Genomic DNA, 12,458 nt, shown 5'->3' with positions numbered 1-12,458 from the left:
ACATCGATGGGTACATTGCAGGTCATCTTCATGACCGTTCTCGTGTTTTTCGTCATTGTCACCATTCACGAATGGGGACATTATTTTTTTGCGAAGCGCGCCGGCATCCTCGTCCGCGAGTTCGCCATCGGCTTCGGCCCGAAGCTGTTCTCGATCAAGCGGGGCGAGACCCGCTTCACGCTTCGGCTCGTGCCGGCAGGCGGATTCGTCCGCATGGCGGGAGAGGATCCGGAGCTCGTCGAGATCCAGGCGGGCCAGACGATCGCGATCCGCGTCAAGAACGGCCAGGCGACGCGCCTCTACCTCGACAAGCTGGATGAGCGCAGCGGCGTCGTCCGCGGCGAGGTCGAGGCGATCGACCTGGAGCGCCGGCTGTTCGTGCAGCTGCTCGTCGAGGGCGACTCCGAGCGCTACGAGGTGCATCCCGAAGCGCTCATGATCGCCAAGGGCAGGGAGACGCAGATCGCTCCGCTGGACCGGCAGTTCGGCAGCAAGACGGTCGGCCAGCGGGCGCTCGCGATCGCCGCCGGACCGTTCATGAACTTCATCCTCGCGATCGTGCTGTTCGCCGCGTACATCCAGATGGCCGGCGTCGCCGTCGACAACCCGCGGCATCTGGTCATCAACAGCATCGTCGGCGGCATGCCGGCGGAGCAGGCCGGCCTGCACAAAGGCGACGTCATCCAGACGGTCGCCGGCGAGGACATCCAAGCGGACTACGACCGCATGATCCAGGTGATCGGCGAGTCGGCCGGCAAGCCGCTCGACATCGTCGTCGAGCGGGGCGGCGAGACGATGACGTTCACGATGACGCCCAAGCTCGACGCCGACACCAAGATGGGCAAGGTCGGCATCACGGCCGGCTATCCGCGCCGGGCGGCCACGTTCAGCGAGACGATCACCGGCACGTTCACGCTCATGAAGGACATGACGGTAAGCATCTTCCAGGGCTTCGGCAAGCTGATCACCGGCGACTTCAAGCTGGACGACCTCGGCGGTCCGGTGCGCACGGCCGAGGTGACGGGCCAGATCGCCCGCCAGGGCCTGACGCAGCTGACGAGCTGGGCGGCGCTGCTCAGTCTGTATCTTGGCATCTTCAACCTGCTGCCGATCCCGGCGCTTGACGGCAGCCGCCTCGTGTTCATCGGTATCGAGGCGCTGCGCGGACGGCCGATCGATCCGGCGCGGGAGAGCATGGTCCACGTCATCGGCTTCATGATGCTCATGCTGCTGATGCTGGCCGTGACCTACAACGATATATTGCGACTTGTCAAAGGGTAGAGGGGAGCTGGCGGTTCAGCCATGTCGAAGGAAAAGCAGTTCGTAACGGAAATAACGCCTCAAGCGGAGGATTTCTCGCGCTGGTATATCGACGTCATCAAAAAAGCCGAGCTCATGGATTACTCGCCGGTGCGCGGCTGCATCGTGTTCCGTCCCGAGGGCTATGAGATCTGGGAGCATATCAAGGAAGAGCTGGACCGCCGCTTCAAGGCGACCGGCCACCGCAACGCCTACTTCCCGCTGTTCATCCCCGAGAGCTTCTTCCAAAAGGAGAAGGAGCATGTCGAGGGCTTCAACCCCGAGCTGCCGTGGGTGACCGAGGCCGGTGGCGAGCCGCTTGAGGAGCGGCTGGCGATCCGTCCGACGTCCGAGACGATGATCGGCCATATGTACAGCAAATGGATCCAGTCGTACCGCGACCTGCCGGTGCTCATCAACCAGTGGGCGAACGTCGTCCGCTGGGAGAAGCGCACGCTGCCGTTTCTGCGCACGAGCGAGTTCCTCTGGCAGGAGGGACATACGGCGCATGAGACCGAGACGGAGGCGCGCGAGGAGACGATGCGCATGCTCGAGGTGTACCGCAGCTTCGTCGAGGATTATCTCGCGATTCCGGTCATCAGCGGCGAGAAGACGCCGTCCGAGCGGTTCGCAGGCGCCGTCGACACCTATTCGATCGAAGCGATGATGAAGGACGGGCGCGCCGTGCAGGCGGGGACCTCGCATTACCTTGGCAGCAAGTTCGCGGTCGCGTTCGACATCAAGTATCTCGATCGCGAGAACCAGCTGCAGTTCGCGCATACGACGTCCTGGGGCGTCAGCACGCGCTTGATCGGCTCGCTCATCATGGTGCACGGCGACGACCGCGGCCTCGTGCTGCCGCCGAAGATCGCCCCGACGCAGGTCATCATGATTCCGATCGGACCGCCGAAAACCCGCGACGCGGTGCTCGCGCGGGTGGACGAGCTGTTCGGCCAGCTCAAGCAGGCCGGCGTGCGCGTGCGCGTCGACGACCGCTCGGACGTCAGCCCGGGCTGGAAGTTCAACGAGTACGAGATGCGCGGCGTGCCGATCCGTCTCGAGCTCGGCCCTCGCGACATGGACAACGGCGTCTGCGTGCTCGTCTCCCGCGTCAGCGGCGAAAAGCGCATCGTTAACCAGAGCGACCTGCTCGCCGAGATCGAGAGCATGCTGGAGCAGGTGCATCGCGAGATGTACGAGAAGGCGGCCGCTTTCCGCACGGAGAACACGTTCGCGGTTGATACGCTTGACGAGATGAAGGCGCTGTTCGAGCAGAAGCGCGGCTTCGTCACGGCCGGCTGGTGCGGCTCCGAGGCGTGCGAGAAGCAGGTCAAGGAAGAGACGGGCGCGACGAGCCGGAACATTCCGTTCGAGCCTTCCGAACGCAAGGCGTCCTGCCTGTGCTGCGGCGAGAAAGCCGCCCATACGGTCGTATTCGCCCGGGCGTACTGATATCCAGGCTTGTTCAAGGCCAAGTCCCGCCAGGGGCTTGGCTTTGTTTTTTTGGAGAGCGGCTGCCGCGGCGAGGGCGGCAACTTTCTATGTCTTTCTCCATTTTTCGACGGTATAATAGAGTCTGATTGCTGGAATCGGACGGTCTTCAAGCAGGGAGGGAACATATGAGCGAGGCAAAGCGACAGCGCTTCGAGCTGTTGATGAAGCAGGCGGAGCTGGCGCCGGACCTGATCGGAGCCCATTTTCAGGATGGCCATATCGAGAAGGTGCTGGTCAGCCCGAGCAACCGCGAGTGGACGTTCTGCATCGCCAAAAGTCTGCTCGTGAAACGGGACTATTACAAGGTGTTCTGCCAGACGATCAAGCAGAAGTTCAGCCATCTGGCGGACGTCACCTTTTGCTTTACTTATGATGATTCGATCTCCACGGACGAGCTGGCTCTGGAATATTGGCCGCTGTTCGTCGAGTGGGCGCAGCGGGAAATGGCGTCGGTCAACGGCTGGCTGGCCAAGGCCGCGCCTTCGGCAAGCGGCGGCGTGCTGCAGATCATGCTGATGGACCGGGCCGGTCTCGAGCTGGCGAAGCGCAAGAAGATCGACGAGGCGATCGTAGCCTTCTACGAAGAGCGCTTCCGCCGCACGCTGCGGGTGAAGCTCGCCGCAGGCGAAAGCTCGCGCGAGCTGTACGAGCAGTTCGAGAAGCGCGTCGTCCAGGAAAACAGCGAGCAGGTGCAGCAGATCATGACGAGCGTCGCCTCCGAGGCGGTGCCGGAGCCGGAGGACGGCGACGTCAAGCTCGCGGTCGGCTACGACATCCGCGACGAGCCGGTGCCGATGATGAACATCGTCGAGGAAGAAAAGAAGATCGCCGTGCAAGGCACGGTGTTCGGGCTCGACGTCAAGGAGCTGCGCAACGGCAGCACGCTGTTCACGTTCAACGTCACCGACTTCACCGACTCGATGGCGATGAAGATGTTCGCCAAGACGAAGGAAGACGTCAAGGTGCTGTCCAAGCTGGCCAACGGCAAGTGGATCAAGGCTCGCGGCCGCGTCGAATACGACCGGTTCATGCAGGAGCCGGAGCTGGTCATGATGCCGAACGACCTGCACGAGGTGCTGCCGCCCAAGGAGCGGACCGATACGGCGGAGGTCAAGCGGGTCGAGTTTCATCTGCACACGACGATGAGCACGATGGACGCCGTCACGCCGGTCGACGCGTATATCAAGACTGCCGCCAAATGGGGCCACGGCGCGATCGCCGTCACCGACCACGGCAACGTGCAATGTTTTCCCGACGCGTTCAAGCACGGCAAGAAGAACGGCGTGAAGGTGCTGTTCGGCGTCGAGGCGAACGTCGTCAACGACGCCGTGCCGATGGTGCTGAATCCGCGCGAGGAATCGCTCAAGGATGCGACGTATGTCGTGTTCGACATCGAGACGACGGGACTTTCGATCACGGCCTGCAAAATCATCGAGCTCGCCGGCGTCAAATACAAGGACGGGCATGAGATCGGCCGCTTCGCCACGTTCATCGATCCGCACGAAAAGATTCCGTACCACATCCAGCAGCTGACGAACATTACGGACGACATGGTGCGCGGCGCGCCGGAGCTCGCTCCAAAACTCAAGGAATTCGCCGAGTTCGTAGGCGACAGCGTGCTCGTCGCGCACAACGCCCGCTTCGACATGGGCTTCATCCAGGCGGCCTGCAAGGAGATCGGCATCCCGGAGCTGTCCAATCCGGTGCTCGATACGCTGGAGCTGGCGCGCTTCCTTCACCCGACGATGAAGAACCACCGGCTGAACACGCTGTCGGACAAATACAAGGTCTCGCTCGAAAGCCATCACCGCGCCGTCGACGACTCGGTGGCGCTCGCCGGCGTGCTGTACGGCCTGATCGGCGACGCGGCCGAGCGCAGCATTACGGGGCTGCATCAGCTCAACGATTATGTCGGCATGGACCTGTCCAACTCGCGGCCGTTCCACTGCAACATCTACGCGCTGAACGCGGTCGGCAAGAAGAACCTGTTCAAGCTGATCTCGCTCTCGCATACGAAGCATTTCAAGCGGGTCGCCTGCATTCCCAAGAGCAAGCTCAAGGAGATGCGGGAAGGGCTGCTCGTCATCTCCGGCTGCGAGAAGGGCGAGTTTTTCGAGGCTGTGCTCAACAAGACGGTCGAAGAAGCGGAAGATGTCGCCGAATTCTACGACGTGCTGGAAATCCAGCCGGTCGACTTCTACATGCATCTCGTCGACAAGGGACTCGTCGGCAGCCGCGCCGAGATCGAGGAGGCGATGCGCAAGATCTGCCGCATCGGCGACAAGCTCGGCAAGCCGGTCATCGCCACCGGCAACGTGCATTACCTGCATCCGCGCGACAAGATGTACCGCGAGATCACGATCATGGGCATTACCGGCTTCAGCCCGCTCAAGGACCAGCGCAAGCCGGACGCGCATTTCCGCACGACGGACGAGATGCTCCAGGAATTCCGCTTCCTCGGCGAAGAGCTCGCCTATCGCGTCGTCGTGACGAATACGGTGGAGCTCGCCGAGCGCTTCGAGACGTACGAGATGTTCCCGGACAAGCTGTATACGCCGATCATCGAGGGGGCCGACGACGAGATCCGCGACACCTGCTACGCGACGGCTCGGCGCATGTACGGCGAGGAGCTGCCGCAGGTCGTCATCGACCGGCTGGAGAAGGAGCTCGTGCCGATCATCAAGTACGGCTTCTCGGCGAACTATCTCATCTCGGAGCGTCTCGTCAAGAAATCCAACGAGGACGGCTACCTGGTCGGATCCCGCGGCTCGGTCGGCAGCTCCGTCGTGGCGACCTTCCTCGGCATTTCCGAGGTCAATCCGCTGCCGCCGCATTATTTGTGCAAGACGGACGGCTGCTGCCACAGCGACTGGATTCTCGACGGCAGCGTCTCCTCGGGCTTCAACCTGCCGGACAAGGCCTGTCCCAAGTGCGGAGCGATGATGCGCGGCGAAGGCCAGGACATCCCGTTCGAGACGTTCCTCGGCTTCAAGGGCGACAAGGTTCCCGATATCGACCTCAACTTCTCGGGCGAATACCAGCCGATCGCCCATAACTATACGAAGGTGCTGTTCGGCGAGAAGGCGGTGTTCCGTGCGGGCACGATCGGCACGGTCGCGGAAAAGACGGCGTTCGGCTTCGCCAAGAAATATGAAGAAGAGAAGGGGCGCAAATGGCGGGGAGCGGAGCTCAGCCGCCTCGCATCGGGCTGCACCGGCGTCAAGCGGAGCACGGGCCAGCATCCCGGCGGCATCGTCGTCGTGCCCGACTACATCGAAGTCGAGGACATCACGCCGGTGCAGTATCCGGCCGACGATACGAGCGCGGATTGGATGACGACCCACTTCGACTACCACGCCTTCGACGCCAACCTGCTCAAGCTCGACATTCTCGGCCACGACGATCCGACGATGATGCGCATGCTCCAGGATCTGACCGGCATCGACCCGACGACGATCCCGATGAACGATCCGAAGGTGATGAGCCTCTTCAATTCGACGACGGCGCTCGGCGTGACGCCGCAGCAGATCCGCTCGAGCGTCGCGACGTACGGCGTGCCGGAGATGGGCACGAAGTTCGTCCGCCAGATGCTCGAGGAGACGCAGCCGAGCTCGTTCGCCGACCTGCTGCAAATATCGGGGCTGTCGCACGGAACGGGCGTCTGGCTCGGCAACGCGCAGGAGCTCATTAAAAAAGGCACCTGCACGATCAAGACCGTCATCGGCTGCCGCGACGAGATCATGCTTTATCTGATCTACAAGGCCGGCATGGACGCGGGCCTCGCGTTCAAGATCACCGAGAGCGTGCGGAAGGGCAAGGGACTTACGCCGGAATGGATCGAGGAGATGAAGCGCTGCAAGGTGCCTCAGTGGTACATCGACTCCTGCCTCCGCATCGAGTACATGTTCCCGAAAGCCCATGCCGCCGCCTACGTCATCTCGGCCGTGCGCACCGCGTTCTTCAAGCTCTACCATCCGATCGCCTACTATGCGACCTACTTCACCGTGCGGGCGGAGGACTTCGACCTGGAGCTGCTCTGCCAAGGCTACGACGCGATCTTGAAGCGGCTCGTGGAAATCGAGCAGAAGGCCTTCGCCGCCTCGCCGAAGGAGAAGGCGTCGATCTCCATCCTGGAGATGGCGCTCGAAATGACGGCGCGCGGCTTCTCGTTCAAGCCGATCGACCTGTACCGCTCGGAGGCGACGCGCTGGACGATCGAAGGCGACAGCCTCATTCCGCCGTTCGCGGCGATCGCCGGCATCGGCGAAAATGCCGCGCGCAACATCGCCGCCTCTCGCGACGGCGGAGAGTTCCTCTCGGTCGAAGACTTCCAGCAGCGCTCCAAGGCGACCAAGACGATCGTCGAGGTGCTGGGCGGAATGGGCTGCTTCCGCGGCCTTCCGGAGTCCAACCAGCTGTCGCTTTTCTAGCGCTGGCGCCGGTTGTCTCCATCGCTTTAGAGGAAAACAATTCTTGTCAGTCATCTGGGGTTATGGTATAATTTTTTTGGTAATCATGAGGATAGATGTACTTTCTGAAGAGTGGGGAAACCCACTCTTCACGTTTTGTCCACTACTTTTTACGTTTGGATCAGGGGGTCTATCGGAGTTGAGCACATCCCGAATCAAGGCGGTCGTCGAAGAGATGATCACGCCCTTTCTTACCGAAAACGGCTTCGAGCTTGTCGACATTGACTATGTCAAGGAAGGCAGCCATTGGTTCCTCCGCGTATTCGTCGACAAGGACGGCGGAATCGACATCGACGAATGCGGCCGAATCAGCGAATACCTGAGCGAGCGCCTGGACGAGAACGATCCCGTCACAGACGCTTATTTTCTGGAGGTCTCTTCTCCGGGAGCGGAGCGTCCGCTCAAGAAGCCTGAGGATATCAGCAAGGCGGTCGGCAAGCAGGTGTGCGTCACGACGTACGAGCCGGTCGACGGATTGAAAGAATTCGAGGGTCCGCTGCTCGCCTTCGACGGAGAGACCGTCTCCGTCCAGGTCGGACGCAAGAGCTACTCGATTCCATATGCCAAGGTGGCCAGCGCCCGGCTGGCTATCGTTTTCTAATTCGCGAAAGGGGGATTGACAGTTTCATGAGTATGGATTTTATTGAAGCGCTGAACGAGATCGAGCGCGAGAAGGGAATCGCCAAGGACGTGCTTCTGGAAGCGATCGAAGCGGCGCTCATCTCCAGCTACAAGCGCAACTTCAACACCGCTCAGAACGTGCGCGTGGACATCAACCGCCATACCGGCGTGATCAAGGTCTATGCGCGCAAGAACGTCGTGGAAGAAGTGCTCGATCCGCGCCTGGAAATCAGCGTCGAGGCTTCGCGCGAAATCAATCCGCATTATCAGCTCGACGACGTGGCCGAGATCGAGGTTACGCCCCGCGACTTCGGACGGATCGCCGCCCAGACGGCCAAGCAGGTCGTTACGCAGCGCATCCGCGAAGCCGAGCGCGGCCTGATTTATAACGCTTATATCGATAAAGAAGAAGATATCGTCAACGGAATCGTGCAGCGCCAAGATACGCGCCACTTGTTCGTCGATCTCGGCAAGGTGGAGGCGGTGCTGCCGCTGACCGAGCTGATGCCGACCGACAAGTTCAAGCACGGCGATCGCGTCAAGTCGTTCATCACCAAGGTGGAGAACACGACAAAAGGTCCGCAGATCATCCTATCGCGTACGCATCCGGGGCTGCTGAAGCGCCTGTTCGAGCTCGAGGTGCCGGAGATCTACGACGGCGTCGTCGAGATCCGCTCGGTCGCGCGCGAGGCCGGCTTCCGCTCCAAGATCGCGGTCCACTCCCGCAACGACGAGGTCGATCCCGTCGGCTCTTGCGTCGGCCAGAAGGGCATGCGCGTGCAGACGATCGTCTCCGAGCTCAAAGGGGAGAAGATCGACATCGTGCGCTGGTCGGACAGCGTCGAGGAGTACGTCGCCAACGCGCTCAGTCCGTCCAAGGTGCTGGAGGTCATCGTCTTCGAGCAGGAGAAGATGGCCCGCGTCATCGTGCCGGACTACCAGCTGTCGCTGGCGATCGGCATCAAAGGCCAGAACGCGCGCCTCGCGGCGAAGCTGACCGGCTGGAAGATCGACATCAAGAGCGAGACGCAGGCGGAGCAGGAGTTCGGCCGCGAGCGGACCCAAGGCGCCGCGATGCACCAGGACTCCGTCACGATCGACTGAGCGGGAAGGAGGGAATTCGCCGATGAGACCGAGAAAGATCCCTCTGCGCCGATGCGTCGCAAGCCAGGAGATGCTTCCGAAAAAAGAGCTGATTCGGGTCGTCCGCACGCCGGACGGCCAGATCAGCATCGACCTGACCGGCAAGAAATCCGGCCGCGGCGCCTATTTGAAGGGCACGGCGGAGAACTTCCGCCTCGCCAAGAAGAGCAAGGCGCTCGACCGCGCGCTCAAGCAGGCGGTGCCGCCGGAAATCTATGACCAGCTGGAGCGCGAGTTCATCTCCGTCGAGGAGCAGTTCCTCGCCGCCAAGGCGCAGGAGGATGACGAGGATGGCGAATAAGGCTCTCTCCAGCCTGGGCATGGCGATGCGCGCCGGCAAAGTCGTGACCGGCGACGATACGGTGCTGCGGACCGTGCGCCAGGGAAAGGCGGCGCTCGTGCTTGTGGCTGCCGACGCTTCGGGCAACACCCGCAAGAAATACCGTGACAAATGCTCGTCCTACGGCGTATTTATGGCCGAAGCTTTTTCCCGCGAGACGCTCGGGCATGCCCTCGGCAAGGAAGAGAGGGTGGTCGTCGCCATAACGGATCGGGGATTTGCCGACATGATTCGGGGTCATTTGAGCCAGAATACGGAGGTGGAGAATATTGACTAAACCACAAGACGGTAAAGAAGGCAAAGAGAAGCTTCGCGTGTATGAATACGCGAAGTCCCTTAACATGAGCAGCAAGGAAATCATCACGATTCTTAAGCGGCTGGATACGCCGGTCAACAACCACATGAGCGTCATGGAGAGCGGCATGGTCAGCAAGGTGGAAGGATTCTTCCGCGACATCAAAGCGAACGCCGCGGCGAAGCGGGCGCAGGGCGGCCAGCAGGCCGGCACGTCCTCCGCCCGTCAGACCGAAAAGCGGCCGGAGCAACAAGGAGTGCATACTATTCCACGTCAAGAGCAAACCCAACAACCAAACCAACAGGATCGACAGGTGACTATGAATACGACATCGAACAACTCAAGCAGCAACGGCACTCAGCGTACTTCCCAAGGCGGAAGCCGCGGCGGACAAGGCGGCGGCCAAGGACGTCCGGCAGGCCAAGGCGGCGGCCAAGGCCGTCCGCAAGGCCAAGGCGGCGGCCAAGGTCGTCCGGCAGGCCAAGGCGGCGGTCAAGGCCGTCCGGCAGGACAGGGCGGCGGTCAAGGACGCCCGGCAGGCCAAGGCGGCGGTCAAGGCCGTCCGGCAGGTCAAGGCGGCGGCTACGGCGGCAATCGTCCCGGCGGCCAAGGCGGCGGCCAAGGCCGTCCGGCAGGCCAAGGCGGCGGCTACGGCGGCAATCGTCCAGGCGGCCAGGGCGGCGGCCCAGGCCGTCCGGCAGGTCAAGGCGGCGGCTACGGCGGCAGCCGGCCAGCCGGCCAAGCCGCAGGCGCAGGCACGGCTTCCCGCGGCGAGAGCCGCAGCACGGCTCCTGCTCCGCGTACGTTCGGCGACAACAAGCCGGCGGGCGGCGGCCAGCGCGACTTCAGCCGCAGCGGCACGGGCGGCGGCGCGGGACGCAGCGGCGGACCGGGCGGCCAAGGCGGCAACCGCCGCGGCGGCGGCAAGCCGGGCGGCCAAGGCGGCCGCTTCGACGATCGCGGCGGAAACTTCCGCAGCCGCGGCAAAAACGGCCGCGGCGGCAAGAGCAGCCAGCCGCAGCGGGACAAGATCGACAACACGCCGAAAAAGATCATCGTCCGCGGCAGCATGACCGTCGGCGAGCTCGCGAAGCTGCTCCACAAGGACGCTTCCGAGGTCATCAAGAAGCTGATCTTCCTCGGCGTCATGGCGACGATCAACCAGGAGCTCGACATCGAGACGATCCAGCTGGTCGCCTCCGAGTTCAAGGTCGAGGAAGTCGAAGTCAAGATTCCGGTCGAAGAGGACGATTTCGAGACGGTCGAGGAGAAGGACGAAGAGGAGAGCCTCGTGTCCCGCGCTCCGGTCGTCACGATCATGGGCCACGTCGACCATGGCAAGACGACGCTGCTTGACGCCATCCGCTCCACCAACGTGACGAGCGGCGAGGCCGGCGGCATCACCCAGCATATCGGCGCGTACCAGGTCGAGATCAACCAGAAGAAGATCACGTTCCTCGATACCCCGGGCCACGAAGCGTTCACGATGATGCGCGCTCGCGGCGCCGAGGTGACGGACATCACGATCATCGTGGTGGCGGCCGACGACGGCGTCATGCCGCAGACGGTCGAAGCGATCAACCACGCCAAGGCGGCCAAGGTGCCGATCATCGTGGCGGTCAACAAGATCGACAAGCCGGATGCCAACCCGGATACGATCAAGCAAGAGCTGACCAAATATGAGCTCGTGCCGGAAGAGTGGGGCGGCGATACGATCTTCGTGAACGTCTCCGCCAAGCAGCGCACCAACCTCGAGGAGCTGCTCGAAATGATCCTGCTCGTGGCCGAGGTCAACGACTATAAAGCGAATCCGAACAAGCGCGCTCGCGGCACCGTGCTCGAGGCCGAGCTCGACAAGGGCAAAGGTCCGGTCGCCCGCGTGCTCGTGCAGCACGGCACGCTCAAGATCGGCGATGCGTTCGTCGCCGGCAATACGTTCGGCCGCGTACGCGCGATGATCAACGACAAGGGACGCCGTCTCAAGGAAGCCGATCCGTCGACTCCAGTCGAGATCACAGGCTTGACGGAAGTGCCTCAAGCCGGCGATCCGTTCATGGTGTTCGAGGACGAGCGCAAAGCCCGCGCGATCTCCGAGCGCCGCTCGATCAAGCAGCGCCAGTCCGAGATGGGCGCGAACTCCCGCGTCACGCTGGACGATCTCTACAAGCACATCAAGGAAGGCGAGATCAAGGACCTCAACGTCATCATCAAGGCCGACGTGCAGGGCTCTCTCGAAGCGCTGCGCGGCTCCCTCGAGAAGATCGAGGTCGAAGGCGTGCGCGTCAAGTCGATCCACAACGGCGTAGGCGCCATCACCGAATCCGACATCGCGCTTGCTTCGGCTTCCAACGCGATCGTCATCGGCTTCAACGTCCGTCCGGAATCCCAGGCGGCGGTAGCGGCCGAGCAGGAGAAGGTCGACGTACGCCTGCACAACATCATCTACAACGTCATCGAGGAGATCGAGCAGGCGATGAAGGGCATGCTCGACCCGATCTTCAAGGAAGTCGTCACCGGCCATGCCGAAGTGCGCAACCTGTTCAAGGTCAGCAAGGTCGGCACGATCGCCGGCTGCATGATCACGGACGGCAAGATCTCGCGCTCGGCCGAAGCCCGCGTCATTCGAGGCGGCATCGTCGTGCATCAAGGCAAGATCGATACGCTCAAGCGCTTCAAGGATGACGTCAAGGAAGTGTCGCAAGGCTACGAGTGCGGCATCACGCTGGAGAAGTTCAACGACATCCAGGAAGGCGACATCATCGAAGGCTTCGTCCAGGAAAAGGTAGAACGCTAAGAA

Annotated in this window: 8 protein-coding genes; all 8 read left to right on the top strand. The window is 62.2% G+C overall.

Translation table 11 applies throughout. The annotated features are described in order from the left end of the window. Nucleotides 1–6: 6 nt before the first annotated feature. Nucleotides 7–1,281 (top strand): RIP metalloprotease RseP, encoded by a 1,275-nt coding sequence (gene rseP / locus H582_RS0103475; protein WP_028597399.1) that lies wholly within the window; start codon nt 7–9, stop codon nt 1,279–1,281. A gap of 21 nt (nt 1,282–1,302) precedes the next feature. Continuing rightward, nucleotides 1,303–2,751 (top strand): proline--tRNA ligase, encoded by a 1,449-nt coding sequence (gene proS / locus H582_RS0103470; protein ID WP_028597398.1) that lies wholly within the window; start codon nt 1,303–1,305, stop codon nt 2,749–2,751. A gap of 167 nt (nt 2,752–2,918) precedes the next feature. Further along, complete coding sequence (locus H582_RS0103465) at nt 2,919–7,223, top strand: PolC-type DNA polymerase III (RefSeq protein ID WP_028597397.1); 4,305 nt, start codon at nt 2,919–2,921, stop codon at nt 7,221–7,223. Between the two features lie 178 nt (nt 7,224–7,401). Next, on the top strand, nt 7,402–7,863 hold the full coding sequence (rimP, locus tag H582_RS0103460; protein ID WP_028597396.1) for a ribosome maturation factor RimP: 462 nt from the start codon (nt 7,402–7,404) through the stop codon (nt 7,861–7,863). A gap of 26 nt (nt 7,864–7,889) precedes the next feature. Next, entirely contained in the window at nt 7,890–8,987 is a 1,098-nt protein-coding gene (nusA, locus tag H582_RS0103455; RefSeq protein ID WP_028597395.1) for a transcription termination factor NusA, read from the top strand. Nucleotides 8,988–9,009: 22 nt separating this feature from the next. After that, entirely contained in the window at nt 9,010–9,327 is a 318-nt protein-coding gene (gene rnpM / locus H582_RS0103450) for an RNase P modulator RnpM (protein ID WP_028597394.1), read from the top strand. Next, complete coding sequence (locus H582_RS0103445) at nt 9,317–9,643, top strand: L7Ae/L30e/S12e/Gadd45 family ribosomal protein (RefSeq protein WP_373864109.1); 327 nt, start codon at nt 9,317–9,319, stop codon at nt 9,641–9,643. The genes rnpM and H582_RS0103445 overlap by 11 nt, the downstream gene beginning before the upstream one ends. Then, nucleotides 9,636–12,455: a translation initiation factor IF-2 gene (infB, locus tag H582_RS0103440; protein ID WP_028597392.1), complete on the top strand. Its 2,820-nt coding sequence runs from the start codon at nt 9,636–9,638 to the stop codon at nt 12,453–12,455. The genes H582_RS0103445 and infB overlap by 8 nt, the downstream gene beginning before the upstream one ends. Nucleotides 12,456–12,458 lie beyond the last annotated feature (3 nt).

The sequence above is a fragment of the Paenibacillus pasadenensis DSM 19293 genome, assembly GCF_000422485.1.
Classification (GTDB): domain Bacteria; phylum Bacillota; class Bacilli; order Paenibacillales; family Paenibacillaceae; genus Paenibacillus_O; species Paenibacillus_O pasadenensis.
Note: the sequence above shows the minus strand (reverse complement) of the source record. Positions and strands in the feature narration are given on the sequence as shown.

Coding starts and splice junctions, on each gene's coding strand:
- H582_RS0103465 (WP_028597397.1), top strand. CDS start 2,919: ATGAGCGAGGCAAAGCGACAGCGCTTCGAGCTGTTGATGAAGCAGGCG.
- proS (WP_028597398.1), top strand. CDS start 1,303: ATGTCGAAGGAAAAGCAGTTCGTAACGGAAATAACGCCTCAAGCGGAG.
- rseP (WP_028597399.1), top strand. CDS start 7: ATGGGTACATTGCAGGTCATCTTCATGACCGTTCTCGTGTTTTTCGTC.
- H582_RS0103445 (WP_373864109.1), top strand. CDS start 9,317: ATGGCGAATAAGGCTCTCTCCAGCCTGGGCATGGCGATGCGCGCCGGC.
- nusA (WP_028597395.1), top strand. CDS start 7,890: ATGAGTATGGATTTTATTGAAGCGCTGAACGAGATCGAGCGCGAGAAG.
- rnpM (WP_028597394.1), top strand. CDS start 9,010: ATGAGACCGAGAAAGATCCCTCTGCGCCGATGCGTCGCAAGCCAGGAG.